The sequence below is a fragment of the Methanopyrus sp. genome (genome assembly GCF_053997775.1).
The window spans coordinates 70,563-95,825 of the sequence record NZ_JBMXXF010000031.1 but is presented as its reverse complement, the minus strand read 5'-3'; the positions used below and the strand labels follow the sequence as shown (position 1 = coordinate 95,825).

Annotated in this window: 30 protein-coding genes and 3 tRNA genes; 24 read left to right on the top strand and 9 right to left on the bottom strand. The window is 69.4% G+C overall.

Going from position 1 to position 25,263, the window contains the following annotated elements:
- Positions 1-1,022, top strand: a 1,022-nt coding sequence (locus tag ACXJJV_RS05130; RefSeq protein ID WP_456467100.1) for an NAD(P)/FAD-dependent oxidoreductase, incomplete at its 5' end; no start/stop codon positions are given.
- Positions 1,023-1,224: 202 nt separating this feature from the next.
- Here ACXJJV_RS05130 and ACXJJV_RS05125 read toward each other — a convergent pair.
- Complete coding sequence (locus ACXJJV_RS05125) at positions 1,225-1,419, bottom strand: hypothetical protein (RefSeq protein WP_456467099.1); 195 nt, start codon at positions 1,417-1,419, stop codon at positions 1,225-1,227.
- An 80-nt stretch (positions 1,420-1,499) separates the two neighbouring features.
- On the opposite strand from ACXJJV_RS05125, the gene ACXJJV_RS05120 reads away from it, so the two are divergent.
- Both ACXJJV_RS05120 and ACXJJV_RS05115 read left to right on the top strand, forming a co-directional pair.
- Complete coding sequence (locus tag ACXJJV_RS05120; protein WP_456467098.1) at positions 1,500-2,903, top strand: cobyrinic acid a,c-diamide synthase CobB; 1,404 nt, start codon at positions 1,500-1,502, stop codon at positions 2,901-2,903.
- Positions 2,904-3,024: 121 nt separating this feature from the next.
- Positions 3,025-3,399, top strand: a complete 375-nt coding sequence (locus tag ACXJJV_RS05115; protein ID WP_456467097.1) for a cupin domain-containing protein — start codon at positions 3,025-3,027, stop codon at positions 3,397-3,399.
- Here the strand turns inward: ACXJJV_RS05115 and ACXJJV_RS05110 are convergent.
- Positions 3,365-4,249: an SAM-dependent methyltransferase gene (locus ACXJJV_RS05110; RefSeq protein ID WP_456467096.1), complete on the bottom strand. Its 885-nt coding sequence runs from the start codon at positions 4,247-4,249 to the stop codon at positions 3,365-3,367. The two genes, ACXJJV_RS05115 and ACXJJV_RS05110, sit on opposite strands and share 35 nt — an antisense overlap.
- A gap of 76 nt (positions 4,250-4,325) precedes the next feature.
- Between ACXJJV_RS05110 and ACXJJV_RS05105 the strand changes: the two genes are divergently transcribed.
- Complete coding sequence (locus tag ACXJJV_RS05105) at positions 4,326-5,165, top strand: hypothetical protein (protein ID WP_456467095.1); 840 nt, start codon at positions 4,326-4,328, stop codon at positions 5,163-5,165.
- A 55-nt stretch (positions 5,166-5,220) separates the two neighbouring features.
- Here the strand turns inward: ACXJJV_RS05105 and ACXJJV_RS05100 are convergent.
- Both ACXJJV_RS05100 and ACXJJV_RS05095 read right to left on the bottom strand, forming a co-directional pair.
- Positions 5,221-5,298 (bottom strand) — tRNA-Pro (locus tag ACXJJV_RS05100).
- A 20-nt stretch (positions 5,299-5,318) separates the two neighbouring features.
- On the bottom strand, positions 5,319-6,413 hold the full coding sequence (locus ACXJJV_RS05095) for an aconitase X (RefSeq protein WP_456467094.1): 1,095 nt from the start codon (positions 6,411-6,413) through the stop codon (positions 5,319-5,321).
- Between the two features lie 81 nt (positions 6,414-6,494).
- Between ACXJJV_RS05095 and ACXJJV_RS05090 the strand changes: the two genes are divergently transcribed.
- Both ACXJJV_RS05090 and ACXJJV_RS05085 read left to right on the top strand, forming a co-directional pair.
- Positions 6,495-6,603 (top strand) — tRNA-Phe (locus ACXJJV_RS05090).
- 120 nt (positions 6,604-6,723) lie between these two features.
- Entirely contained in the window at positions 6,724-8,421 is a 1,698-nt protein-coding gene (locus ACXJJV_RS05085) for an LAGLIDADG family homing endonuclease (RefSeq protein WP_456467093.1), read from the top strand.
- Here ACXJJV_RS05085 and ACXJJV_RS05080 read toward each other — a convergent pair.
- Positions 8,393-9,166, bottom strand: coding sequence for a class I SAM-dependent methyltransferase (locus ACXJJV_RS05080; RefSeq protein ID WP_456467092.1), 774 nt, complete (start codon positions 9,164-9,166; stop codon positions 8,393-8,395). The two genes, ACXJJV_RS05085 and ACXJJV_RS05080, sit on opposite strands and share 29 nt — an antisense overlap.
- 105 nt (positions 9,167-9,271) lie before the next feature.
- Here ACXJJV_RS05080 and ACXJJV_RS05075 point away from each other — a divergent pair, with 105 nt between their 5' ends.
- Positions 9,272-9,922, top strand: coding sequence for an MBL fold metallo-hydrolase (locus tag ACXJJV_RS05075; protein ID WP_456467110.1), 651 nt, complete (start codon positions 9,272-9,274; stop codon positions 9,920-9,922).
- Positions 9,923-9,950: 28 nt separating this feature from the next.
- Positions 9,951-10,026 (top strand) — tRNA-Gly (locus tag ACXJJV_RS05070).
- 46 nt (positions 10,027-10,072) lie between these two features.
- On the opposite strand, the gene ACXJJV_RS05065 is transcribed toward ACXJJV_RS05070, so the two are convergent.
- Both ACXJJV_RS05065 and ACXJJV_RS05060 read right to left on the bottom strand, forming a co-directional pair.
- Positions 10,073-11,884 carry a DUF505 family protein gene (locus ACXJJV_RS05065; RefSeq protein WP_456467091.1) on the bottom strand — a complete coding sequence of 604 codons (1,812 nt, stop codon included), beginning with the start codon at positions 11,882-11,884 and terminating at the stop codon, positions 10,073-10,075.
- Between the two features lie 30 nt (positions 11,885-11,914).
- Positions 11,915-13,069 (bottom strand): Nre C-terminal domain-containing protein, encoded by a 1,155-nt coding sequence (locus ACXJJV_RS05060; RefSeq protein WP_456467090.1) that lies wholly within the window; start codon positions 13,067-13,069, stop codon positions 11,915-11,917.
- Positions 13,070-13,155: 86 nt separating this feature from the next.
- On the opposite strand from ACXJJV_RS05060, the gene ACXJJV_RS05055 reads away from it, so the two are divergent.
- Positions 13,156-13,917: a KaiC domain-containing protein gene (locus ACXJJV_RS05055; protein ID WP_456467089.1), complete on the top strand. Its 762-nt coding sequence runs from the start codon at positions 13,156-13,158 to the stop codon at positions 13,915-13,917.
- On the opposite strand, the gene ACXJJV_RS05050 is transcribed toward ACXJJV_RS05055, so the two are convergent.
- Complete coding sequence (locus tag ACXJJV_RS05050) at positions 13,918-14,982, bottom strand: mRNA surveillance protein pelota (protein ID WP_456467088.1); 1,065 nt, start codon at positions 14,980-14,982, stop codon at positions 13,918-13,920.
- Positions 14,948-15,508 (bottom strand): HD domain-containing protein, encoded by a 561-nt coding sequence (locus ACXJJV_RS05045; RefSeq protein ID WP_456467087.1) that lies wholly within the window; start codon positions 15,506-15,508, stop codon positions 14,948-14,950. The genes ACXJJV_RS05050 and ACXJJV_RS05045 overlap by 35 nt, the downstream gene beginning before the upstream one ends.
- A gap of 25 nt (positions 15,509-15,533) precedes the next feature.
- Here ACXJJV_RS05045 and ACXJJV_RS05040 point away from each other — a divergent pair, with 25 nt between their 5' ends.
- The 15 genes from ACXJJV_RS05040 to ACXJJV_RS04970 all read left to right on the top strand — a co-directional run bounded on the left by ACXJJV_RS05040 (position 15,534) and on the right by ACXJJV_RS04970 (position 25,261).
- Positions 15,534-15,722, top strand: a complete 189-nt coding sequence (locus ACXJJV_RS05040) for a hypothetical protein (RefSeq protein WP_456467086.1) — start codon at positions 15,534-15,536, stop codon at positions 15,720-15,722.
- A complete protein-coding gene (locus tag ACXJJV_RS05035) occupies positions 15,719-16,303 on the top strand; it encodes an Era-like GTP-binding protein (RefSeq protein ID WP_456467085.1) in 585 nt (194 codons plus the stop codon). The genes ACXJJV_RS05040 and ACXJJV_RS05035 overlap by 4 nt, the downstream gene beginning before the upstream one ends.
- A 52-nt stretch (positions 16,304-16,355) precedes the next feature.
- Positions 16,356-17,438, top strand: a complete 1,083-nt coding sequence (locus tag ACXJJV_RS05030; protein WP_456467084.1) for an N-acetyltransferase DgcN family protein — start codon at positions 16,356-16,358, stop codon at positions 17,436-17,438.
- A gap of 1 nt (position 17,439) precedes the next feature.
- The gene (sepF, locus tag ACXJJV_RS05025) at positions 17,440-17,772 is read left to right on the top strand and encodes a cell division protein SepF (protein ID WP_456467083.1); all 333 of its coding nucleotides are present in this window, start codon (positions 17,440-17,442) and stop codon (positions 17,770-17,772) included.
- Positions 17,773-17,775: 3 nt separating this feature from the next.
- On the top strand, positions 17,776-18,735 hold the full coding sequence (locus tag ACXJJV_RS05020; RefSeq protein ID WP_456467082.1) for a 3H domain-containing protein: 960 nt from the start codon (positions 17,776-17,778) through the stop codon (positions 18,733-18,735).
- Positions 18,732-19,391, top strand: a complete 660-nt coding sequence (locus tag ACXJJV_RS05015; protein WP_456467081.1) for a ZPR1 zinc finger domain-containing protein — start codon at positions 18,732-18,734, stop codon at positions 19,389-19,391. The genes ACXJJV_RS05020 and ACXJJV_RS05015 overlap by 4 nt, the downstream gene beginning before the upstream one ends.
- A gap of 56 nt (positions 19,392-19,447) precedes the next feature.
- The gene (locus ACXJJV_RS05010; RefSeq protein ID WP_456467080.1) at positions 19,448-19,897 is read left to right on the top strand and encodes a 50S ribosomal protein L19e; all 450 of its coding nucleotides are present in this window, start codon (positions 19,448-19,450) and stop codon (positions 19,895-19,897) included.
- 17 nt (positions 19,898-19,914) lie between these two features.
- Positions 19,915-20,517, top strand: a complete 603-nt coding sequence (locus tag ACXJJV_RS05005; protein WP_456467079.1) for a 50S ribosomal protein L18 — start codon at positions 19,915-19,917, stop codon at positions 20,515-20,517.
- A gap of 21 nt (positions 20,518-20,538) precedes the next feature.
- Positions 20,539-21,222, top strand: a complete 684-nt coding sequence (locus ACXJJV_RS05000; RefSeq protein WP_456467078.1) for a 30S ribosomal protein S5 — start codon at positions 20,539-20,541, stop codon at positions 21,220-21,222.
- 156 nt (positions 21,223-21,378) lie between these two features.
- Complete coding sequence (locus tag ACXJJV_RS04995) at positions 21,379-21,837, top strand: 50S ribosomal protein L30 (RefSeq protein ID WP_456467109.1); 459 nt, start codon at positions 21,379-21,381, stop codon at positions 21,835-21,837.
- 124 nt (positions 21,838-21,961) lie between these two features.
- Positions 21,962-22,348, top strand: coding sequence for an uL15m family ribosomal protein (locus ACXJJV_RS04990; protein ID WP_456467077.1), 387 nt, complete (start codon positions 21,962-21,964; stop codon positions 22,346-22,348).
- A 45-nt stretch (positions 22,349-22,393) separates the two neighbouring features.
- Positions 22,394-23,770, top strand: coding sequence for a preprotein translocase subunit SecY (gene secY, locus ACXJJV_RS04985; RefSeq protein ID WP_456467076.1), 1,377 nt, complete (start codon positions 22,394-22,396; stop codon positions 23,768-23,770).
- Positions 23,771-23,782: 12 nt separating this feature from the next.
- On the top strand, positions 23,783-24,358 hold the full coding sequence (locus tag ACXJJV_RS04980; RefSeq protein ID WP_456467075.1) for an adenylate kinase: 576 nt from the start codon (positions 23,783-23,785) through the stop codon (positions 24,356-24,358).
- 4 nt (positions 24,359-24,362) lie between these two features.
- On the top strand, positions 24,363-24,902 hold the full coding sequence (locus ACXJJV_RS04975) for an EMC3/TMCO1 family protein (protein ID WP_456467074.1): 540 nt from the start codon (positions 24,363-24,365) through the stop codon (positions 24,900-24,902).
- Positions 24,903-24,904: 2 nt separating this feature from the next.
- Complete coding sequence (locus ACXJJV_RS04970) at positions 24,905-25,261, top strand: 50S ribosomal protein L34e (protein WP_456467073.1); 357 nt, start codon at positions 24,905-24,907, stop codon at positions 25,259-25,261.
- The last annotated feature ends 2 nt before the right edge of the window (positions 25,262-25,263 follow it).

The following is a 25,263-nucleotide window of genomic DNA, read 5'->3' as shown; positions in this document are numbered from 1 at the left end:
TCAAGCCCAGGAGCGAGTGGATCGCGAACGAGGTCTCCCGGGCCCTGGTTCACGCGCCCAACGGTGATCGGTTCGAGGTGCCCGGAGACGGGTACATCCTGGAGCGGAAGCTGTTCGACCGGTGGCTCGCGGCGCGCGCGGTGGAGGAAGGGGCCGAGCTCCGGCTGCTGGCGGAGGCCCGGCGCGCCCTGATGAAGGAGGGACGCGTGGTGGGCGTCGAGTTCGAGGACGAGACGGGCCGGCACGAGGTCCGGGCCGAGGTGGTGATCGCGGCGGACGGGATCGAGTCGCGGGTCGGGCGGAGCGCGGGGCTCGTTCCCCCGCTGAAGCCGGACGAGCTCTGCACCTGCGCCCAGTACGAGATGGTCGGGGTGGACGTGGACGAGGACGCGACCTACTTCTTCGTGGACAACGAGGAGTTCGTGGGCGGCTACTTCTGGATCTTCCCCAAGGGTGACGGTCGGGCGAACGTGGGGCTCGGAATCCGGGGGTCCGAGTCCGAGCCCGGCCTGGCCCTGAAGACGCTCGATCGCGCCATCCGGGAGCACGAGCTGATCGCGGACCTGCTGAAGGGCGCGCGGCCGGTGGAGTTGAACGTGGGTGGGGTGCCGGTGTGCGGGCCGTTGGAGCGGACGTACGATGATGGGATCCTCGTGGTGGGGGACGCGGCCCGGCAGGTGAACCCGCTCACCGGCGGGGGTCTCCACACCTCGTTGGTGTGCGGTCGGATCGCGGGGGAGGTGGCGGCGGAGGCGGTGAGCGAGGGGGACCCGTCCGCGGCGCGGCTGAGGGAGTATCAGGAGCGCTGGGAGGAGGAGTTCGCCAGGATGTTCAAGCTGGCGGGGAAGGCGTCTCGGGTGCTCTCCGGCATGAGCAACGAGGAGCTGAACGCGCTCGCGGAGGCGCTGGATCAGGAGGACATTCTGCGCTTGGTGCGCGGGGAGGGGGTCGCCAAGGTGGCCCGGAAGGTGGTCAGGAGGAAGCCCTCGCTGCTCAAGTACGCGCGGCACCTGCTCAAGTGACCGCGCGGGAAAGAGGAAAGAAAAAAAGCGGGGCGCCGGGGTGCGTTCGGGCGCCCCCCGACCCGGTCACAGCCCGCCCAGCGGCGGTGTGACCCGGAGGCGTCCCCTCCAGGGATGATCACCGCACGTACCTGGCCGGGACACCGGTCCGGGAGGTGGCGCTGGGCCGCCGATGAGCCGCTTCTTCCCCTCGCTTGGTCCCTTACATCAGGACGGAGGCGATGGCGCCGGCCGTCACCACCGCCGCGATGGCGAGGCTGAGCACGTCGTGCGTCGTTCCCACGGTCTCCACGCGCCTCAGCACCACCGCGTGGTCGCAGTCCTTGCACCGGACGACGACGTACTTCCCCTCCTTGCGCTCCACCACGCGCGAGGATCCGCACTTTCTGCATCTCATGGTTAGGCGTGAGTTCCCCCCGTTGAGATGCCGTGCGCGATGGAGAGCCCGTATATCAAGTTTAGTCCGGGGCGATCGTCGTGCCCGCCGCGCCCAGGGTGGTCGTGGCGGGGACCTCCAGCGCCTGCGGGAAGACCCTCATCACGGCCGGGATCGTCCGGGCGCTCTCGGAGGAGGGGTTCGACGTCCAGCCCTTCAAGGTCGGCCCGGACTACATCGACCCCTCGTACCACTGGCTGGCCTCGGGCCGACCCTGCGGGAACCTCGACACCTTCCTGTTCCGGGAGGAGCACGTCCGCTGGCTCTTCCACCGTCGGTCGCGGGGTGCCGACCTCGCCGTCATCGAGGGCGTCCGCGGCCTCTACGAGGGGATCGGGGCGGTCGGAGTTCGGGGCAGCACCTACCACGTCTCCGAGGTGCTCAACGCCCCGATCGTGCTCGTCGTCAACGCGAGGAGCCTGACCAAGAGCGTCGCCGCCGTGGTCCTCGGGTACCGCCGGCTCGAGGGCGCGCGGATCGAGGGCGTCATCCTCAACCACGTCCGCTCCGAGCTCCACTACCGAAAGGCCCGGCGGGCGCTCCGTAAGTACGTCCGAGACGTGGAGGTGCTTGGGTTCGTGCCTCGCACCGAGAGGATGCGGGTGGAGTACCGCCACCTGGGCCTCGTGCCCACCCCCGAGCGAAGGCGGGAGCTCGAGCGCCGGCTCGAGGGGATCGCTCGACTGATCGCCGAGCACCTGGACCTGGACCTGCTGGTCGACATCGCCCGCCGGGCCGGGCCCGTAGGTCGCGGGGAGCGGCCCTGGGTCGTCGAACCGCACCGGTGCCGGGTGGCCGTGGCCCTGGACGAGGCGTTCCACTTCTACTACCCGGAGAACCTGGAGGCGCTAGAGGAGAACGGGGCCCGGGTACTCCGGTTCAGCCCCGTCCGGGACGAGGAGGTGCCAGCCTCGGCCGACGCCCTGTACCTGGGCGGCGGTTACCCGGAGCTCTTCTCCCGGGAGCTGGAGGAGGCGGAGGCCTCCCGGGACTCGATCCGGGAGCTGGCGGAGTCGGGGGCCCCGGTGTACGCCGAGTGCGGGGGCCTGATGTACCTCTGTCGGGAGCTCCATCACGAGGGCGAGCGGTACCGGATGACCGGCGTTCTGGACGCCTCGGTGGAGATGACCCCGCGCGTGCAGGGCCTCAGCTACACCGTGGCGAGGTCGGTGCGGGACACCCCGGTCGCCCGGAGGGGCGAGGTGTTCAAGGGCCACGAGTTCCACTACTCCAGGCTGCTGAGGCTACGGAACGCCCGGTTCGCGTACCGGATCCTGCGCGGGCAGGGCCTGAACGGGCGCGAGGGGATCCAGCCGAGAGGGCTGCCCAACGTGCTCGCCACGTACGTCCACGTGCACGCGGCCTCCCACCCCACCTTCGCCCGCAACCTGACGGCGAGCGCCCACGAGTACCGGCAGGAGGGTGACGGGCGGGGCCCCGAATGAGGAGGGGCTCCCGACGCCGACCGCCCGGATGACGAGGCTCCCTTTCGCCGATCCCTCCGCAATGGACGGTCCGATCACCGCGACGCTCACCGCTCACCCGTCTCGTCATCGGGGGAGCGTCATGCGGACCAACCCGAGGGACGTGGAACCCTACAGGACCCTGGACGGGTCGATCGTCTACGAGCTCGTCCGGCCCGAGCGCTCGGAGGTGAAGAGCCTGAGCGTGGCCGTCGCGGTCGTGCCGCCCGGACGGTCCACCCGACCCCACTACCACGAGTTCGACGAGGTGTACTGGATCCTGGAGGGCCGCGGCACGGTCCACCTGGACGACCGGGCGCTCGAGGTGGGACCCGAGGACTGCGTGGAGATCCCCCGGGGCACCGTACACTGGGTCCGGAACGAGGGGGTCGGCCCGCTGCGCATCCTCTGCGTGTGCTCGCCCCCGTACCGGCACGAGGGGACTACCCTCGTGTCAGGTAGAGGAAGGTCTCGTTAGCGCTCGCCGACTCGAGCTCCACCTCCTCCGCCTCGAACCCTAGGTCCCCCGCCTCCTCCCGGAACCACTCCACGACCCCCTCCGCCTCGTCCACCGGCGCGACCTTGACCAGCGCCCACCGCACCCGCAGGTTCACGTTCCTCAGGACGCGGAGCACCCCGTACAGGTCCCCCTCCGGGTCGCCCGAGTACACGTCCGAGAGCACGCAGGCCTCCCCGCCCGGGCACGCGGCGCTCAGCATGTCCGGCAGCGCGAACTCCTGCGCGGTCACCCGCAGGTGGTGCACGTTGTCCAGCTCCCGCACCCGCTCCTCCAGCCGGGCCGGGTCCACCGCAAGCACGCGCTCGGCCACCTGCGCGGCGAACGAGGACCAGCCACCCGGCGCCGCCCCCAGGTCGACCACCGTGTCCGGGAACTCCACCTCCCGCCCCGAGACGAACTCCAGCAGCTTCACCAGCGCCCGGTTCTTGTGCAACCGCGCCGGGTCCACCTCGTACCGCCCTCCCACCCGCACCGTCCAGTCCGGCCCGTACTCCAGGACGACCGGCGCCCCCAGGCACCGGGCCGAGAGCCGCAGGTGGTGCACCCGCTCCGACTCGACCAACCGCTCCACGAACCGCCCCGTCAGATCCTTAACCTCGCGGGCCAGCTCCAGCCGCCGCCGGCCCGGCAGCCGCTTACCCTCCACCGTCCTCACCACCACCTCGTAACCCCGACGCAGCAGCCCCGCCAGCGCCAGCTCCGCCGGCGTGATCCGGGCCCGCCCGATCACCGGCAGGAACCGGTCCAGCTCCGCCCGGTAAGCGATCGAGCTTAAATCCCCATGATGCAATTCAACGCGCTCGGTCAAGTTCGACATCCCCCTAACGTTACCAAAAAGAATATCTCCCGCGCACGCCGGCCCGACCCTCCAGGGGGCTGGGCTAATGTCCCTTGAGGTGCTGGCCGATCACATGGACGTGGAGAATGATAACACCCGGCACTCGTACCGGTTCGCCCTGCGGCGGCTCGACGAGTTCCTCTCCGAGATCGTGGGCGAGGAACCGCTCCGGTGGCTGGAGGAAGCGGACGACGAGGAGATCATCGAGGTGGCCCGGCAGCTGCGCGAGCTCCTCGTGGACAAGGTCAGGAACATGGAGTTGGATCACGAGATGGGCCGCCTCTGCTGGTACGCCTTCACCAAGTCCCTGAGGGCCGTGGGACGGGACCACATGACCGTGCTCACCGTGAAGGCGCTCGGGTCGCCGGCCTCCCCGGAGATGACCGTCGAGGAGGCTCGCGAGATTTTAAGCAAGGTTGATTTGATCGAGGAGTGGGCAAAGGAAAACAAGGACGCATCCTGGTGGGCCCCGTTCCGCACCATCGTCGAGTCCGGTGTCAGCGTGATGGACCTCGTCCGCATGCGCTGGCGCGACGTCTGCCCCGGGGAGGACTGGCTGACCACCACGCCCGAGGAGCCGCGCCTCCGCGTTCACAAGTTCGAGGAAACCATCGAGTTCCCCGTGACCGAGCGCGGCCTCGACGCCCTCCGCGCCCTCGCCGACTGGGCCGAGGTGAACCCGCTGGAGTCCCCCGACCAGCCCATCCTGCTCTCACCGCAGGACAGCTACCGCTCCGAGGCCCAGCGCACCGACTCCTGGAGGGCCCGGCTCACGTACCGGTGGCGCGAGGCCCAGCGCGCCGTCCTCGGAGAGCCCCGATGGAGGATCCGCGAGCTGACCCGAGCCACCCGCATCCTGCGGCTCCCCAAGCTCGCCTCCGGCTGACCCTCCACCGACCCTTCGGGCGAATCGTTAAGGAACTCGTAACGATTCCCGGCGTTGGTGGGGCCGCCCGGATTTGAACCGGGGTCTCCGGCCCCCAAAGCCGGAAGGATAGACCAGGCTACCCCACGGCCCCGCTCCCGTGCTCGGCCCCACTCACCCACTTTTATGGTTTTCTGGCCCGAGCGGCCCCACGTTCACCTCCACCCGAGACGCCAGGTAGTGCGCCGCCTTCAGCGAGTCCGTGTACACCGCGTCGCACACCTCCTCGATCGGCGCCACCACCGGGCAGGTCCCCCGCAGCACCCGACCCTCGAACACCGCGTTCGCCGGACAGCACACGTAGCAGTCGCACCCGCGGAACCGGAACGCCTCCCCATCCACCCGGTGCGGACAGCCCGTGAACGCCAACCCCTCCCGCTCCGTCCCGAACCGCGACTCCACCAGGTCGAACACGTCCTCCCGACCCACCTCCACCCGCTCCGGATCGTCCACCCGCGGCTCCCCCGGCGTCACCCCCGGGATGTACGCCATCGCCAGCGCCCCCGACGCCGCCGCGGCCGCCCCCAGGTACTTCACGTTCGACAGCGACGGCCGCACCGGCAGCCTCAGTACCGGGATCCCGTCCACCGCCTCCCCCAGCCAGTACCCCAGCGCCGACCACTCGAAGTCGTTCCGCGGCTCGAACTCCACGACCACCTCGTACTCCGCCACCCGATTCTCCTCCAGGTGCAGCCCGTACTCCGGCACCCGCCCCGTCACCGCCGCCGCCACCGTCGCCGGCGCCCCCTCCCGGTTCGCCCGCGCCCCGAACCACGTGTTCGCCACGAAGACCGCCGACGACTCACCCCACGCCAACACGTCCCCCGGCGACGGCTGAAACCCCTGCTGATACGGCGCGCACGTGTACACCGGAGCCGCGCCCAACGACTCCAACGCCTCCAGGATCTCCCGCTGCCGCCGCTCGAACCCCTCGTCCACCTCCAGGTTCCCTTCCAGGCAGATCCCGCACGGGTTCACGCTCGTCGGCACCTCCACCCGCAACCCCTCCCCCGCCACCCGCCGCAGGAACCGCAACCCCGCGTCCCCGATCGTCCCGTACGACACCCCCGACACGTGCACCAACGCCGGCCGCACCAACCGCTCCGCCCCGAACGTCTCCCCCAACCTCACCAGCACCTCCAACAACCGCGCCTTCATCTCTCCCTCCTCACCGTCCAGAATCCGCTCCTCCTCCCGCGTCAGGTACACCGACGCCGCACCCCCCGAACCGACCCGCCGACAAGATTAAATAGACGGGCCCGAGCGCCACCTCGATGGCCCCGGCACGAGGCCGCGGCAGCTCAGCCTGGGAGAGCGCCGGACTGAAGAGGTCCCGCGGGTCATCCGCGGGACCTTGGCCATCCGGTGGGCCCGGGTTCAAATCCAGGCCGCGGCACCAAAAGCCGCAAATCGTTACGAGATTCAAAACGTTGTTTCCGAATCGCGGCCCGAGGGACCCGGCCGGTCCGCATCGTTCTCCGCTTACGCCCGGCCGGCGCGCCCCCGAGAGGTGCTCGCGGTGAACTCGGAGACCATCGAGACCATCCTTGCCAGGCTGCTCGGGGTGCTGCTGGGCAGGGGAGCGCTCCGCGGCGGTGACCGGCCGCGCGTGCGCCTCTCGGTGCCCAACGAGGGGGCGCAAAGGCTCCTCGAGGACCTGCGACGGTTCGGCGCGAGCCTGTCGGTGCGGCGGGGCAAGCGGTGGACGAGCGTGGAGTCGCGGGACGCTCGCCTCCTGAGCGCGCTGGCCGTGGCTGGCGCGTCCCCGGGCACGGGTCGAATCCCGGGCTGGGTGTTCGAGGATCCGAGCGCGGCGCGTGAGCTGCTGTCCGGGCTCTACAGCGTGCGCGGGGAGGTGCTCGGATTCGACGGGAATCGTCCCCGGCCGGTGCGGCTGGAGCTTCGGGCGCGGGCGGATCGGGAAGGTGGCCTGCTCTTCCTGGCGCTCGACGTCCTCAGGTTGCTCAACTCGCTGGGCGTGGGCGCGGAGGTGGTGGGGCTGTCTCCGGTCTCCTCCGGGCGCTACCGGTACGCCCGGATGGGGGTGCTGGTGCGCGGTCGGCGCGACCTGCTCCGGTTCCTCTCGCGGGTCCGGTTCCGCTACAATCCCCGGGAGGAGGAGCGGGCCCGGTTGGTTCTGGGGGAGCTCGCTCGGCGGGAGGCGAGGCTGTCGGCGCGGTGGCCGGCTCGGTGGAACGGGGCGGCCCGTCTCGCCGGGGACCGGGGTGCCGGCGTGGTCGTAGGCACCGGGCTGGGGTTCGAGCTCGCGGGCCCGGAGGGTCAGCGCGTTCTCACTCCAGGGGGCGAGCGGCGGTTGGGTGATCTCGAACCGGGGGATCGGGTCGTGCTGTACCCGGTGGAGGTGCCGCCGGCGGTGGATCTGCGGGGCGTGCTGTTGTCGGACGTTGGCGCCTCGGACGGTGCTCGCGGGTTCCTGCGGGACCTGGGCTTGATGCCGCTGCGGTGGGAGGATCCGGCGGTCCCGGCGCTGGCTAGGATCGTGGGCTACGCGGTGGGCGACGGTCATTTGGAGCGGGACGTGGTCAAGTTCTACGGGGAGTCGGCGGGGCTGCGCTGGCTGGAGCGAGATCTCGGGACGCTGGGCCTCTCGCCGGTGAGGTACGAGTACGGGGATCGGGACGCGGTGGAGGTGGCCGTGCACTCGGAGGGGTTCGCGGCGCTGCTGCGGGAGCTCGGGGTGCCGGAGGGCCGGAAGGCGGGTAGGGTGGAGGTGCCGGGGTGGGTTCGTCAGGGCCCGAGGAGGGTGGTGCTGGAGTTCCTGTCCGGGCTCTTCGGTGCCGATGGATGGGTGTCGGTGGCTGACGGAGGGAGGGTGAGGGTGGGCATCGCCCAGGCATCGCCGTTCGAGGACCCTCCTCGCGTTCTGCCGGAGATCAACGAGATGCTGGACGAGGTGGTCGGTGCGCGCTCGGTGGTTCTCAGGAGCCGGTCATACGAGACCTCCGAGGGCGAGCGTCGGTGGCTCTTCAGGCTGGAGCTCCGCGGCGAGCGCGCGGAGCGGTTCCTGACCCGGGTTCCCTTCGAGTACTCGCTGCGGAAGCGGGCGCGTGGGCTGTGGGCGGGCGCGTTCCTGCGGTACCGGTCCCGGGGAGGAGGGGGCTCGTTCGAGCGGTTCGTGCGGGAGCGCTGCCTGCCGGGTGGTCGGGTGGTCGATCGGGTGGTGTCGGTCAGCGCTTTAGCTCGCGGCAGACGCTGAGCTCGTGGCCGTGTTTGGAGACGGGCTTGACCTCTCGGAACAGCTCGAGGAGGTGGCCGCGGATCTCGCGGACGGCTCGGACCCAGCCGGTGAAGCCGTGGGCGATGATGGCGGTGCGGACGTGGGGTCGCTCCTCCTCCAGCTTTTTCAGGAGCTCGAGGGCGGAGGCGTAGGGTGGGTCGGCGGTGAGGAGGTCGATGGGCTCGAGCTCGCGGAGGTTGAGTTCGCGGAAGTCGGCCTCGATGATCTCGATGCCCTCGCTCTCGAGGCGTTCGCGCACGTTGGGGTGGATCTTGGCGTCGATGGCGTAGATCTCGTCGTAGCCGGCGCGGGCGGCGGCGAGTGCGGCGGCTCCGGTGCCGGTGAAGAGGTCGACGGCGCGCTCTCCCTCGGTCTTTTGGACGAGCTCGGGGAGGACGGGGTTGGGGCCGACGATCTCGCGGGCGCCGAGGACGACGTAGGGGATGTCGAGCTCGCGGCAGGTTCGGTAGATGGGGTGGTTCTCGTCGAGGATGTTCTCCCTGAGGGCGCGCTCGAGGGGGAGGTAGCGGAACTCCTCGGTCTCGTCGCGGAGGCCGGCGTTGGTGACGCTGACGTGGACGCGGGCGTCGTGTCCGTGGGCGGCGAGGTAGCCCTCGACGTAGCCTTCGAGGTACTGGCGGTTGCGGCCGCCCTTGCCCTCGACGTTGCGGCGTTGGTTGGTGAGGACGTGGATGTGGAGGGTGTCGTTGGAGACGGTGGTCACGTGGGTCCAGGCGTCGGGGTCGAAGACGGTGCGCTCGAGGGCTTTTTTGACGGCTTGGTGGGCGAGTTTCTCGGGTCGGATGGGGGGTGTCCCCCCTTGCTGGAGGTGTACTCGTGCGAGGAGTTCTCGGTGTCTCGGGTGGGTGGAAAGGGCGTGACGCCGGCGCCGGACTGCAACTGCTACCTGTTGGCGTCGGGAGGGGAGGGGTTGTTGGTGGACGTGGGGGCGACGGGTGAGGTGGTTCGGAGGGTAGGGGACGTGGAGGTCGTGGGGGTCGTGTTGACGCACGCTCACTACGATCACGCGGCGGCGGGGCCGCGGGCGTTGGAGAGGGGTTGGAGGGTGGGGGTTCATCCGGCGGAGGCGGAGGTGCTGCGGGAGGGGGACGATCGGAGGTCGGCGGCATACCTGTTCGGGGCGTCGATGCCGGCGTTCGAGCCGTCGTTCACGTTCCGGGATGGGGACGTGATCGAGGTGGGGGAGGTGAGGGTGCGGGTGCTGCACACGCCGGGGCACTCGCCGGGGAGCTGCTGTTTCCTGGTGGGGGACGTGGCGTTCACGGGGGATACGGTGTTCGGGTTCGGGCCGGGTCGGTGGGATCTGCCGGGTGGGGATCGGGAGCGGTTGTGCGAGTCGTTGGAGCGGTTGCTGGCGGTGGGGGTGGAGTCGATCTTCCCGGGGCACGGGTTCGAGGTGGTGGGGGAGGCGGAGTCGGCGATCGAGGCGGCGCTGCGGGAGGCCGAAAAAGATATTTAGCTGGGCCGGGGTGCGCGTGCCTGGGGGTGCGGCCGCAGTCTAGTCTGGTAGGACGCGGGCCTGCCGAGCCCGTGGCCCGGGTTCAAATCCCGGCGGCCGCACCACACCGGGAATCGTTACGAGATTCGTAACGATGGTGCGGTGAGGGGGCTAGGCGGCGGCGCGTCGCCGGATGCGCGTCGCCTCCCGCAGGATCCGCAGCGCCTGCAGGAGTTCCTCGCCCGCCTCGGTGATCTTCCAGCCGCTCATCATCTTCGTTCGACGGAGCACGGTGACCACCTTCTTGGCCTGGTCCAGCGTGACGTCCGCCTCCTTCAGCAGCGTCTTCGGGAACTTCGACAGCTTCTTCGCCCCGTAGCCCCGGTCCTTCAGCGTGGCCACGGCCTCCAGGAACCGGGCGGAGACCGGGGTGATCGGGTGCCTCAGCTTGAGTATTTCCATCGTCTGCCCCTTGCTCACGGCCCTTCGTAGGTGCAGGCCGGCCCGGGTCAGCGAGACGTAGCCGGTCAGCAGCTCGTCCACGATGCCCCGGGACTCGAGGCGGTCCAGGTGGTCCAGCACCTCGTGCTCCAGGAGCCCGTACCGGTTTTCCAGGTCCTCGATCAGGTCCTCGCGGGCCACGGCCTCCGGGGGGATCCGGTACACGATCTTCGCCTCGTCCCCGGTCAGGAACGGGGCCCGCTCCACGTTCTTGGCCGCCTTGGAGGCCAGCAGTCCCTTGGAGGTGATAGCCGACTTCGACACCAGTCCCTGCCGGTGCGCCTCCTCCAGCCACTCGGGCGCCGGGGCCTCGTGGCCCAGTGAGATGGTGACGGCCTTGACGGCGACGGCGCGGACGGGGGTACCGAGCTGGTGCAGCATCCGCTCGCCCTCCTCCGTCAGCACCCAGATGGGCTTGCCCTTCTCCTGACCGTAGTCGCAGACGGTCTTCTCGATGAACCCGTGCGCCTCGAGCTCCTTGAGCTCCGTGGACGGGTCGGGGTCGTGCTCCCCGTACTCCTCCACCAGCACGCGCTTGATGCGGGCGAGCGTGGGGGCGACGTTGGGGTTCTCGTCCGGGTTGTGGAGTCGGTCGATGATCTCCAGCAGCCGGAGCTCCTCCGGCCGTAGGCTGATCGGCGGGACGCCGGGGACGTCCTCACCTAGCATCTCGTAGGCGCGCAGCACGTGCTCGCCGGCCCGCGTCAGCGAGCCCTCCCAGGCGTACCCTAGTCGTTCCAGCCGCTCCATGTCCTTGGGCTCCTTCCCCTCGTCCACGGCCTTGACGTCCTCCATGATCTCCGGGGAGAGGACGACGTGCATGGCTGGGACGGCCTTCTCCAGGGCGAACTTGACCTCCCGGCCCAGGGCCGTCAGCGTGTAGGTTCGCCCCCCGTCGATGGGGGGCGAGATCACGAGCAGCCGCATCGCCTCGAGGGCGTGGAGGACGTTGTCCGGGATCCCCAGCGTTTCCCGGTACTTGATGAGCGCCTTGGCGGTGCCGGGGCCGGGGGGCAGTCGGGCGATGACGCCGGAGACGTCCTGGGTCACGTAGAGTCGCGGGGTGGCCTTCAGGTAGGCGTTCAGAATCAGCTCGCCGGCCTCCGTGAGCTCCTCTCCCTCGGCCAGGCCGCGCTCCTCCAGCAGTTCGCTCCACTCCTCGGGGACGGCGGACAGGGACGAGTGCTTGAGCGCGAGGATGGTGTCCGAGCCCACCCACCGCTCGTGGGGCCACTCGTGCGGGTCGGCGTCCAGCGTCTCCACGGCTCGCTCCGCCGCCTCGGCGGCGAGCCGGCCCGCCTCCGTGAGCTCCCACTCGTTGGGGCCAACCCGCCGCATCAGGCCCTGCAGTTCGAGCTCGAGGAGCCTTCTGGGGACGATCTCGGTGGTCGTCTCCGCCTCCTCCGCGATCTCCCGGGCCTCCTCCCTACCGGCTCGCTGGACCGTGAGGAGCACGTCCGCGTGATCCCGCAGGAGGAGCAACCGCTCGCCCTGCGGCCCGGTCGACGGCCCTTATAAAAACCTATCGAGGGTGGACTGCCGGTCGCGCCTGAGGGCGCGTAGCGCCGCGCGTGCGGGACCATCCAGGCGCTCGCGGAGGGTCTCCAGCAGCTCTCCGTGGTCGTCCGTCCTCATCACCTCCTCCGCCCTCCGGACGGCCTCCCGGATCACCCAGGCCCCGAGCGGGGCGGAGTACTCCCGGCGGACGACTCGGATGACCGTGATCCCGAACTGTCGACCGAGGTCCCGGCACGCCTCCAGGGCCCCAACCCGGGCGGCGTAGTACGCGCCGCCGGTCTCCTCGGGCTCGCGTTCCCGGCTCACCTCCGCGTCGCGGAGCACCGTGACCCGCTCGCGGTCGGACCAGGGGGCGCCGGGCTCGTACACCTCAATGAGCTCGTACGAGAGGGGCTCGGGTCGTAGGATCACCCACATCTCGTTGCCGAAGAGCTCTCCGTGGAGCAGTCGGTAGTCGTCGCCCGGGGGCAGCTCTCGGACGGTGCGCTTGAGGTGGTCGGAGACGATCGAATCAACGGCCGCGACGCTCCATCGAGTGGGGACGAGGCGGCGGTCGGCTGGGCGTCCGAGCAGGCCCAGGGAGAGGGCTCGGGCGATGTACCCCTCGTCGAACCCGCGCTCGTAGAGCTCGATCACCGCCCGCTCGGCCTTCAACTCGTCCTCGTGGACCCGCTCGAGGTGGCTCGGGACGCGCGGGGTCCCGTCCAGCTCGAGTCGCCCGTCGACGAGCGGTCCGAGGAAGGGGGCCGTGCGGGTGGGGTCGCTGAGTCGGCGCTCGACGTGGAGGGTGCTCTCGACGGGGCGGGCGGAGACCGTGGCCTCGATCTCTTCGTGGGAGAGGTCGGGGGTCTCGCGCACGTGCCTCCGCTCGCTGCGCTTGCGGAAGGTGAGGGCGCGGAGCTCGAGGAGCTCGTCGTAGGGGAGACGGGCCAGCGCCCGGCCCTCGTCGGGGATGTCCCGCTCGCCGACGCCGGGGGCCAGGCGGACGCGTGGGTACCCGCGCCACGAGACGTGGACGGTGAGGGTGTACCCGTCCAGGTCCCGGTGCCGGGATAGTCGCTCGCGGACCTCGCGCAGCGCGGCCAGGTACACGCACTCGTCCCGGCCGCACCAGCCGCGGCCCCGGCACCTCGGGCACAGGCCTCCCATGGTCGTTCACTCCCGACCGCGCGCTGGGTCGCGGTCTCGTAATGGTTTAATTCGAGCTGCGGTCGTGGTCTCGCGGGGTGTTGGAGTTGTCGGTGGAGAAGGTTTCGACCGGTATTCCCGGGATGGACGACGTGCTGAACGGGGGGATCCCGGAGCGGAACGCGGTGCTGTTGACGGGAGGTCCGGGCACGGGGAAGACGATCTTCTCGCAGCAGTTCATCTGGTCCGGGCTGGAGGAGGGCGAGCCGGGCGTGTTCGTGACGCTGGAGGAGCACCCGGTGCAGGTGCGGAAGAACGCGGAGGGGTTCGGCTGGAACTTTCGGGAGTACGAGCAGGAGGGGATGCTGGCGGTCGTGGACGCGTTCACGGCGGGGATCGGGAAGGCGAGCGAGTACGAGAAGTACGTGGTGAAGGACCCGACGGACATCAGCGAGCTGACGGGGGTGATCCGGAGGGCGGTGGAGGACGTTGACGCGAAGCGGGTGGCGATCGACTCGGTCACCCCGCTGTACATGGACAAGCCGAGCGTGGCGCGGCGGATCATGTTCCGGTTGAAGCGGATGCTGGCGGGGCTGGGGTGCACGACGATCCTGGTGAACCAGATCGCGGCGCACGAGCGGGGGTTCGGCGGGCCCGGCGTGGAGCACGCGGTGGACGGGATCATCCGGCTGGACCTGGACGAGGTGGGCGGGCGGCTCTGGAGGTCGCTGATCGTGTGGAAGATGCGGGGCACGGCGCACAGCATGTACCGGCACCCGTTCGAGATCAGTGACGAGGGGATTCGGGTGGATCCCGACAAGGTCTTCGACAAGAGCAGCGGCCAGGTGCGAGAGATCCCGGAGGAGTGATCACCCGGGCAGGCCGAACCGGAGCAGGGCCGCGACACCTCCCAGCTCCATCAGCCGCTCGCCCCACTCGTGCTCGGTGCTCACGATGAGCACGTCGCCGCCCGTGCGCTCCACGTACTCCACGAGCTCGCGCACGTCCTCGTCCCCCTCCACCATCGCCCGCCGGAAGACCTCGTCGGCGATCAGCAGCGTCTCGACGGCGCCGAACTCCGCCGCCCGCTTGCAGTCCTCCAGCCCGTAGGCGACCGTGTCGTCCCCGCGGCCGATCCGCTTGAACACCTCCTCCACGTGCCGGGCCTCCTCGGCGACGCGGGACTCCTCCACCACCCGCTCCACCGCGCCGCGCCGGATCATCTCGACGAGGCCCGACTCGTCGGCCGATCCGGTGTCCTCCACCGCCGGGTTGATCCCGCGCTCCTCCCGGAGGAACTCCGCGAACTCCTCCTTCACGAACCCGGGCCCGCCGACGACCAGGTGCTCGACGCCCTCCTCCTTCATCACCCGCTCGATCTCGTCCGCGAGCCGGTGGAAGAACTCGCGGAGCTCGGCGCGACGGTCCCCGCCCCGCTTACCGGGCACGTTGTGTCGAACGCGGGCCACCACGTCGAGCCCGTAGTCCCGGACGATCCCCAGCGTGCCCTCCCCCGCGTCGACGGCGACCAGCAGCACGGGCGGCCGGGACATCTCCGCCTCCTCGAGCCGCTCCAGGTCCTTCCGGTCCCACTCCTCCTTCACCACCTTGATCCGCTTGCCCGTGGTGACGTTGATCGTGTGGTGGGAGCCGGACTCGGGCCCGTGCTCGATGATCCCCTTGATCCGGAGCCGGTTGGAGTACTTGTCGAACTCCGTGTCCTCGACGCGGACGCCCAGGTACACGGGCCGCCGCTCGCCCTTGTCCCGTCGGATCGTCTCGGCGCGCTCGTCCTTCACCCGACGCCGCTCCAGGGCGAACACGAGGTCGCCCTTCCGCACGATGTGGTACAGGTGCCAGAGATCGTCCAGCGTCTCCGGTAGGACCTCCACGTATCCCTTATCCAGGTCCTTCTCCAGGATCTTCACGCTCACCACCCCGCTTCAGGAGCTCCTCGAACACCTCCAGGTACTCGGGGCCCAGCTCCCGGGCCGTCTCCCGGGCCGATCGCACGAACTCCCGGTAGCCCCGGAACCCCACCCGAGCGTACTCCAGGGCCTGCAGGGCCATGTCCAGCACGTCCGCCAGCTTCGCCGCCTTCGCCTCCTCCGACTCCAGCCGCTCGAACTCCCGCCAGAGCCTCAATAACTCGTCGTCCAGCAGCTCCCGGGCGGCCCGCTCCTCGGCCCGGCGCTTCGCCTCCCCGTACACCCGGCTGGCCTCGGCGTCCAGGTCGAGGGCCACCGCCTCCGGTAGGTCGTGGACGAGCGCTAGGAGGACGGCCCGCTCCGGGTCCACGTCCACGCCGCGCTCGCGGAGTCTCCTCGACACCTCCCAGGCGAGCATCGCGGCCCCGAAGGAGTGCTCCGCCACGCTCTCCACGGCGCCGCGCGGGACGCCGCGCACCAGCCAGCCCGTCCTCAGCACCCGCTTCAGCCGGTAGATCGCCCTCAGGTCCAACGTCCGGGCCCCTGGGGGGCTGTTCATGGGTCGTAGTGAGCTGCTCGCCGGGGTCGAGCTGTCCACCTCGGTCGTGTTCGGGGTGGTGGCCGGCTGGGTGCTCTCCCGGCACGTGCACTCTCGGACGTTAAAGGCGCTCCTGCCCGCGCTGGGCGCGGTGATCGGGTTTTTCGCCGGGATACTCCGCCTCGCGCGGGGGCTGTCGGAGGCGTGAAGCGGGCCGAGGTGGAGGAGGTGCCGCGGCTGGAGCGGGGGCGGTTTCGCGTCGCCGTGGTGGGTCCGGAGAACGCGGGGAAGTCGACCCTCGTGAACGCGCTCCTGGGCCGGGCCGTCGCCGAGGTCTCCGAGGTGCCCGGCACGACGAAGTCGGTCTCCGGGTACCGGTGGTCGCGGCGGGACGTGCCCCTGTACGTGTTCGACACGATGGGACTCGCGGACGAGCGAGGGCGTCGGAGCCGCCGGGGCGTCACGGCGGAGGACGTGGTGGAGCGGCTGGGGGGTTACGACCTGGCCCTGTTCGTGGTGGACGTCACCAAGCCCCTCGGCCCCGAGGCGCTGCGGGCCCTGCACGTGATCAAGCACGCGGCCGACCTGGAGACGCTCCTCGTCGCGAACAAGATCGACCTGCTGGAGGAGGGGGAGCTGGAGGAGCGGCTGAGGGAGCTCCGCCGGCGGACGGGGCACCGGCCGATTCCCGTCTCGGCGCTGAGGGGGGACGGGCTGGATCGGTTGCTGAGCGAGATCGAGCGGCGGGTGCGGCGGAAGCGTCGGGTGCTCGCGTCGTCGCCCCGGTGAGCGGTAAGGCTATCATCACGGGCGGGCTGCGGCCCCGAGGGGGGAGTGCCCGGTGACCGTGCTCAGGTCGGTGGACGAGCTGCGGGAGCTTAACCCGTTCGCGGTCGTGGGTGCCGGTGGCGGCGGGGAAAAGTTCGCGTCGCTGCCGACCGTGGAGGTCGTGGGGTTCCTGGACGACGATCCCAGCAAGGCGGGGATGAGGATCGCCGGGGTGGAGGTGACGAACGACTTCGAGGAAGCGGTGAGGGACGCCCGCTCCGTGGCGATCATGCTCCCGAAGGGGGCGGAGCACCGGGCGCTCGAGCTGGCGGTGGAGTCGATCCGACGCGGGCTGAACGTGGTGACCTCCTTCCGATCGCTCCCGCTGGACGAGTACCCAGCGCTCGTTCGGCTGGCCCGGGAGCGGGGCGTGCGGATTCTGGAGCTGAGCCCGCGGTTGGACGTGGTTCGGGAGGTGGCGGGGGACGCGCCGGAGCGGTGCACGGAGTGCGTTCCGAAGAAGGACGCGCCCGAGGCGGACGTGCCCACGGTGTTCGTCGGGGGTACCTCGCAGGAGTGCGGGAAGCGGACGACGACGCTGAAGCTGGCGGAGGGGCTGAGGTCGCTGGGTTACGAGGTGGCGACCGTGGGCACGGGCGAGTTCGCGGCGCTGGAGGCGGACGTGGGGTTTCGGGCGGGTTCCCTCTCCGTGATGGACGTGGCCTCCGCCGTCGCGCACGCCGTGGACCACGTGGCGGAGGAGAGGGACCCCGACGTGGTCGTAGTGGAGGGGCAGTCCTCACTGACCGAGCGTCGTAATCCTCACCCACGACCCCTGTACCTGGGGATCCTGCTGGGGTGCCGTCCCGACGCGGTCGTCGTGTGTCACCGGCCCAACCACCCGTTCCGGTACCCGCGCGGGGTGGTGGACGAGATCCGCGCGATCCTGTCCCTGGTTCCCAACGTTAAGATCGCGGCCGTAAGCTTGAACCCGAGGAACCTCGAGGAGCCCGTGGAGGACTACGCGCGCCGGCTGCGGGCCAGGGTTTGGCGAGCGCTGGGGTCGCGGGTCCCCGTCAGGGACCCGGTGAGGGAGCCAGAGGAGCTGGCCCGGGACGTTCTGAGGGCGCTGGGACTGGAGGGTCGGGGGTCCTGAGTTGTTCCGCCTCCTGCGGCGCCTCCTGACCGGGTCGGAGGATCAGGAGGCCGAGCCGCTGCCCCCGGATCTGGAGGAGGAGAGGGAGCCGACTCTCAAGATCGTGGTCTCGCGCGTGACCGACGCCTCGGAGTTGGACGAGTTGATCGAGGAGCTGTACGACGGCAACGTGCTGATCCTGGACCTGGGCCCGCTGATGAGGCGTGGCGAGCACGAGCGGGCGGTTCGGGAGCTTAAGCGCACCGCGATCGGGCTGGGTGGGTTTATAGGCGTCATCCGCGACACGGTCGTCCTGGTCACTTCGGACAACGTTGAGATCGAGAAGAGGGGGTAAGCGTTGGCCAAGCCCACGATCGTCCTGATCGGCGGCGCGTCCGGCGTGGGCACGTCCACGATCGCTCGCGAGGTCGCGCGCCGGTTGGACATCACCCACCTGATCGAGACGGATCACCTCCGGGAGGTGCTGCGCGGGGCGATCGACGAGGAGTACGCGCCGACCCTCCACATGTCCTCGTACAACGCGTACCGTGCGCTCCGGATCCCGAGCCACATGATCCCCGAGGAGTTCGAGGACCGCGTGATCGCGGGCTTCCTGGACCACGCATCCATGGTCAAGCCGGCCATCGACATGGTGATCAAGCGGGCCGTGGAGGACGCGAGCGACCTCGTCATCGAGGGCGTGCACATCGTGCCGGGCCTTATCTCGCCGGACGATTACCCGTACGCGGACGTGCACATGGTGATCCTGTACGCGGACGAGGACGAGCACCGGGAGCGGTTCGTCAAGCGGGCCATGGAGAAGGGGCGCGGCGGCCGGCACCTGGAGTACTTCCGGCAAATTCGAGTGATCCACGACTTCCTGATCGAGGCCGCGGAGGAGCACGGGATCCCGGTGATCAAGAACGACGAGATCGAGCGGACCGTGCAGGAGGTGATGGCCGTCGTCCGCAAGGTCACCCGGCTGATTCGGTCCGTGCACCCGATCGAGGACTCGATCAAGGAGGCGAGGATCCTGCGCGAGCACAACTGCAGGATGATGGACGTCGGCTTCCCCATCCCCGGCAAGCGGGACGTGCTCAAGGTCACGTTCCACCGGGACCCCGTGGACGAGTGGCGGGAGATCCTGGATCGGGAGGAGAGCCGGGACTATTTCGAGCACCTGCACTCGGCCTCGGACGACGTGCACTACCACCGGGTCACGGCGCCGGACGAGAAGGCGCTGAAGCGGGCGCTGGAGGCGCTTAAGGAGGCGGGGATCGAGGTGGAGGAGATCGAGCCGGGGAGTGACCGGGATTGAGCGAGAAGCCGGATGGTGAGGGCGGCGGGTCCGAGGAGGGTGACGGTGAGTCGTTCCGGTACCAAATGGAGGTGTCCGACCAGGAGTGTCCGGTTTGCGGTCGGAAGGCGCTGCGGGTTTACGGGAGGGTGGACGAGATCCCGCACTTCGGCCGGGTGCTGGAGCAGTTCATCCAGTGCGAGGCGTGCGGGTACCGGATCTCCGACGTGATGTGCCTGGAGGAGCGCGATCCGGCGGAGTACCGGTACCGGGTGAACTCCCCGGACGACGTCAAGGTTCGCGTGATCCGGTCGCCCTCCGGCTTCCTGGAGATCCCGGAGCTGGGGGTCAAGGTTCGGCCGGGGCCAGCCGCCGAAGGGTTCGTGTCGAACGTGGAGGGGGTCCTGCGCCGGATCAAGGCGCACGTGCGGATGGCGGCGAAGTGGGCGGACCGAGAGGAGGCCCGGGAGCGGGCCCGGGAGATCCTGGACCGGATCGAGGCCGCGCTGTCCGGGGAGGATGAGATCACCCTCGTGCTGAAGGATCCCTACGGTCACTCGGCCATCGTCCCGGAGAACGAGGAGAAGCTGGAGGTCCGGCGGTTGGAGGAGGATGAGGTAAGGCGGCTGCGGAGCCTGATCCTAAGGGGCTCGCTCCAGGGTCGGGAAACTTTCTAATTCCACTCGCGGAGCCGCCGCGTTCCTCGGGGATCCGCGGCCGGGGGGAGCTCGCGTTGAACCTCAGGCCTCAGCGCAGGATGGCCGCGGAGATCCTGAAGTGCGGCGTGCACCGCGTGTGGATCGACCCGGACCGGCTGGACGAGGTCGCGCAGGCGCAGACCCGGGAGGACATCCGACGCCTCATCAAGGAGGGCGCGATTCGGAAGAAGCCGATCAAGGGACAGTCCCGCGTGCGCGCCCGGAAGCGGCACGAGCAGAAGAAGAAGGGGAGGAGGCGTGGACCGGGTCGCCGGAAGGGCGCGAAGGGCGCCCGGATGCCGAAGAAGCGGCTCTGGATCCAGCGGATCCGGCCGATCCGACGCAAGCTGCGGGAGCTGCGAGACTCGGGCAAGATCGACCGGAGCACGTACCGGAAGCTGTACCTGATGGCCAAGGGCGGGTACTTCCGAGACACCTCTCACCTGCTCCAGTACATAGAGGAAAACGATCTGTGGAAGAAGTGAAACGGAGGTGATTTCCGATGGCGACCGGGCCGCGCTACCGGGTACCGTTCCGTCGGCGCCGGGAGGGCAAGACCAACTACTACAAGCGGCGGGAGCTGCTGAAGGCCGACGCCCCGCGGCTGGTGGCTCGGAAGACGCTGAACCACAACATCGCCCAGATCATCGACTACGCCCCGCAGGGAGACGTGACGCTGGCCTCGGCTCACTCCATCGAGCTCCGGAACAAGTTCGGGTGGAAGGGCCACTGCGGTAACACGCCGGCCGCATACCTGACGGGATACCTCTGCGGACTTCGTGCCCTGAACCGGGGGATCGAGCGGGCGGTCCTGGACATCGGGCTGCACCGTCCCGTCCGGGGAGCCCGGGTCTTCGCGATCCTGAAGGGGGCGCTCGACGCGGGCCTGGAGGTGCCGCACGGGGAGGAGGTGCTGCCTCCGGAGGACCGGATCCGGGGCGAGCACATCGCCAACCTGGCCCGGCAGATCCGGGAGGAGGACCCGGAGGAGTACGAGCGACGGTTCTCCAAGTACCTGGAGCGGGGGCTGCGGCCGGAGGAGCTGCCGGAGCACTTCGAGGAGGTGAAGGCTAAAATCGAGGAGGAGGTCGGCTCCGGATCGTAAAGTCGGTCGGGGGTGTGAGCCGTGGGCGCCCCCAGGAGCCTGGAGGAGTGGGAGCCCAAGACGAAGCTGGGTCAGATGGTGAAGGAGGGCGAGATCAAGACGATCGACGAGGTGCTGGCCCAAGGCTGGCGGATCATGGAGCCGGAGATCGTGGACTGGCTGCTGCCGGACCTGGAGGAGGAGGTGTTGGACGTCAACATGGTCCAGAAGATGCACAAGTCCGGTCGGCGGGTTCGGTTCCGCGTGACGGTCGTGGTGGGGAACAAGGACGGGTACGTCGGCGTGGGTCAGGGCAAGGCCCGTGAGGTGGGTCCGGCGATCCGGGCCGCGATCGACCGGGCCAAGCTGAACATCATCAAGGTGCGGCGCGGGTGCGGTAGCTGGGAGTGCGGGTGCGGTCGACCGCACTCCGTGCCGTTCGAGGTCACGGGCAAGTGCGGTAGCGTCCGGATCACGCTGAAGCCCGCCCCACGGGGCACGGGCCTGGTGGCGGGCGAGGCGGCGCAGAAGGTGCTCGAGATGGCGGGCATCGAGGACGTGTGGACGAGGACCACGGGCGGCAAGGGTAAGGGTGAGACGCGGACGACGATCAACTTCGCGAAGGCCACGTTCGACGCGCTGCGGAACCTGATCTACATGCGGATGCGGCCCGAGGAGGCGGAGCGCCTCGGCATCGTGAGCGGCAGCGCCGAGGAGGGGGCGTAAACGGTGGCGGAGGCCGGCAAGGTGCCCACCGGTCGGGTGGAGCTGGAGAAGCCGGAGACCGCGAGCGAGGCGGCGAGGAAGCGCGCGGAGACGGGTGAGGGCGTCAAGGTCAGCCCGGACGCCCGGGAGTACGAGCGCGCCACGAAGCGCCTCGCGGTGGTTCGGGTTCGCGGTCGGGTCGGGGTGCGGTACGACATCGAGGATACCATGCGGATGCTCAAGCTGCTGCGGCGGAACTGGTGCGTGCTCATCGACGACCGACCCAGCTACCTGGGCATGCTGCAGAAGATCAAGGACTACGTGACCTGGGGCGAGGTCAGGCCGGAGGTCGTGGCCGAGCTGCTCCGGAAGCGGGGCGAGCTGGAGGGCGGTAAGCCCGTGACGGACGAGTACGTCGCCGAGCACACGGACTACGACGGTATCGACGAGTTCGCGGAGGCGTACTGCAACTTCGAGGCCGAGCTGGACGACATCCCGGGGCTGAAGCCGTTCTTCCGCCTGCACCCGCCGCGTGGCGGTTACGAGCGCGGCGGGATCAAGAAGCCGTTCGTGCTCGGGGGTGCGCTGGGGTACCGGGGTGAGCACATCAACGACCTGCTGATGAGGATGATCTAGGGGGAGCCCGACCATGGTCGTTCGCCGGAGGAAGAAGTCGCCGAAGAAGTACCGCGGGTCGCGCACGCACGGTGGCGGACACCACCGGAATCGAAGCGGGGCCGGCAACCGAGGAGGCCGAGGAATGGCGGGTTCACACAAGCACAAGTGGTTCCACGTGATCAAATACATGCCGGATCACTTCGGGAAGCACGGGTTCAACCGGCCCCCGAAGGTCGTGCGGGAACCCAACACGATCAACGTGGGCGACCTGGACGCCCTGGCAGATCGGCTGCTCGAGGAGGGGATCGCGGAGAAGGAGGACGAGAGGATCGTCATCGACGTCACCGACGAGCGGATGAAGCGGTTCGGCGGCCCGTTCGACAAGGTGTTGGGCGGCGGTCAGGTCAAGCGGCCTCTCGTCGTCAAGGCCCCGGAGTTCACGGACCGGGCCGTGGAGAAGCTGGAGGAGGCCGGTGGTGAGGCGGTGACGCTCGAGTCCGGCGGGTCCGAGGAGGAGGCCGAGGCGTAGCGCCCTCATTTTTTTCTCTAAAAAGCCGCCCCTGGGTGGTAAGCGTTGTCCGAGGAGTGGCTGGAGCGGCTCCGGCCGATCCTCGAGCGCATGCCGGAGGTGAAGGTGCCGAAGAGGCACGTCCCGTTCAACGAGAAGCTGTTCAAGTACACCGGACTCCCGCTCCTGGCGTACTTCGTCCTGTGCGAGATCCCCCTGTACGGGATGGCCCCGCAGGCCGTGGATTACTTCGCGAACCTGAGGGCCGTCATGGCGGGCAGCTTCGGGTCCCTGCTCACCCTGGGTATCGGGCCGATCGTGACCGCCTCCATCCTGCTGCAGCTGCTCGTCGGCGGTGACCTCCTCAAGCTGGACCTCACGGACCCGGAGGACCGGCGCCTGTTTCAATCCCTGCAGAAGTTCCTGGCCATCCTGCTCTGCTTCTTCGAGGGCGCCATGATGGTGTTCAGCGGGGCCGTGCCCCCGGCTGAGCCCAGTCTGCTGCTCGAGATCCTGCTCATCCTGCAGCTCGCGCTCGGCGGCATCCTCGTGATCTTCCTGGACGAGGTCGTGAGCAAGTGGGGAATCGGCTCGGGCGTGGGCCTGTTCATCGTCGCGGGCGTGTCCTCCCAGATCGTGATCGGAACGTTCAACCCGCTCCCCAGCCCGCAGCAGCCGGGACGACCGGCGGGCGCCCTGTGGGCGTTCCTGCAGACCGCGCTGCAGGGCTCGCCCGACTGGACCCTGCTGGCCCCCGTGCTAGGCGCGCTGATCACGTTCTTCGTCGTCCTGTACGTGGAGGGCATGCGGGTCGAGATCCCGATCGCGTTCTCCGGGATCCGGGGCGCCCGGGGCCGGTTCCCGGTCCGCCTGCTCTACACGTCCAACATCCCCGTGATCCTGGCGACGGCGCTGTTCATGAACATCCGACTCTGGGCGCTCGCCTTCCAGCGGATGGGCGTTCCCATCCTCGGCAAGCTGGACCCGCGCGGCCAGCCCGTCTCCGGCCTGGTGTACTACCTCTCGCCGCCCAACAGCATCGTGAAGACGCTCTCCGACCCGCTGCAGGCGCTCGGGTACACGATCGCGATGGTCGTGACCTCCACGTTCTTCGCCGTCCTGTGGGTCGAGCTGACGGGCATGGGCCCGAAGGACATCGCCGAGCACCTGCACCGGGCCGGGCTTCACATCCCGGGCTTCCGTCGGGACGTGCGCGTGCTGGAGAAGCGACTGCGGCGCTACATCTACCCGGTGACCGTGATGGGTGGCGCCTTCGTCGGGCTGCTGGCGGCGGGTGCGGACCTGCTGGGGGCCCTGGGTGGTGGTACGGGCGTCCTGCTGACCGTGTCCATCCTGTACAACATGTATGAAGAGATCAAGCAGGAGCGGCTGATGGAGGCTCACCCGGTGGTGAGGAAGTTCCTGGAGCGAACCCTGCGGTAGGGGGTGCCCCCGATGGGTAAGGTGGTGATCGCGACGGGCGTGCCGGGCGTGGGCGCGACGACGGTCACGAAGCGGGCGGTCGAGGAGCTGGAGGGCTTCGAGCACGTGAACTACGGGGACGTGATGCTGGAGATCGCCCGGGAGGAGGGCCTCGTCGAGCACCGGGACGAGATCCGGAAGCTGCCGGCCGAAAAGCAGCGGGAGATCCAGCGGCTCGCCGCCCGGAGGATCGCGGAGATGGCGGAGGAGCGGGAGGGCGTCGTCGTCGACACCCACTGCACGATCAAGACGCCGGCCGGGTACCTGCCGGGACTGCCGGAGTGGGTGCTGGAGGAGCTGGACCCGGACATGATCGTGCTCATCGAGGCGGACCCGGACGAGATCATGATGAGGCGGATCAAGGACGCGGAGGAGCGGCAGCGAGACTACGACCGGGCGCACGAGATCGAGGAGCACCAGGAGGTGAACCGGATGGCCGCGTTCGCCTACGCGGCCAAGACGGGGGCCACGGTGAAGATCATCGAGAACCACGACGGAGAGCTCGACCGGGCCGTGAGGGAGTTCGTCGAGTCCGTCCGGTCCCTGTAGGGTGGTGCCCGTGGACTGGGGCGCCCTCGCCCGACACTTCTACCCGCTCGTGGACCCCTTCCTCCGGTACTTCGGCCCGGCCCTGGGCATGCTCGTCGCGGCCGCCATAGTCATCTTCTTCATCGACGTGGTGTACGAGCTCGTCATCGGCCGGGAGGAGCTGGAGCGGATCCAATCGAAGGTGAACGAGGTTAAAAAATACCAGCGGGAGCTCGAGAAGGCCAAGATGCTGGGGGACCTGGAGCGCGTTCGAGAGCTGGAGGAGCGGATCCGGAACCACGCGCAGGAGACGTTCGAGATCCAGTCCCGGGTCATGATGAAGAACCTCAAGGCCATGTTGATCACGTTCCCGCCCATCATCGTGATCATCTACACGCTCGAGTACCGGCTCGCGCACTGGACGCTCAAGCTCCCCTTTTACGTGCCCCTCGTGGGGCGTGAGATCGGTCCCGTGGGCTGGTACATCCTGTGCGCAACCGTCGTCTCCCTTCCCCTCAAGCCTTTAGCCGAGCTGCTGGTGTCCCGGGTGCGCGGGGGTGGGTAACCGTGCCCGAGCCTCGGTACCGCTCCCGATCCCGCCGGCGGGTGTACAAGCGGACGCCCGGAGGACGCACCGTGATCCACTTCGAGAAGAAGATCCCGAACTGGCCCAAGTGCGGCGCCTGCGGCCGGCGGCTGAACGGCGTGATCCGAGGCCGCAACATCGACTTCCGGAAGACGCCGAAGACCCAGAAGCGCCCCAACCGACCCTACGGCGGCGTGCTCTGCCCGGAGTGCATGCGGAAGCTGATCAAGGACAAGGTCCGGTACAAGTTCTGGCGGCAGAAGCGCGAGCAGCCGTGGCTGCCACCGCTGCCCGGTGAGGAGCCGCCGGAGCCGGCCGAGGAGGAGTCAGAGGAGTAGAC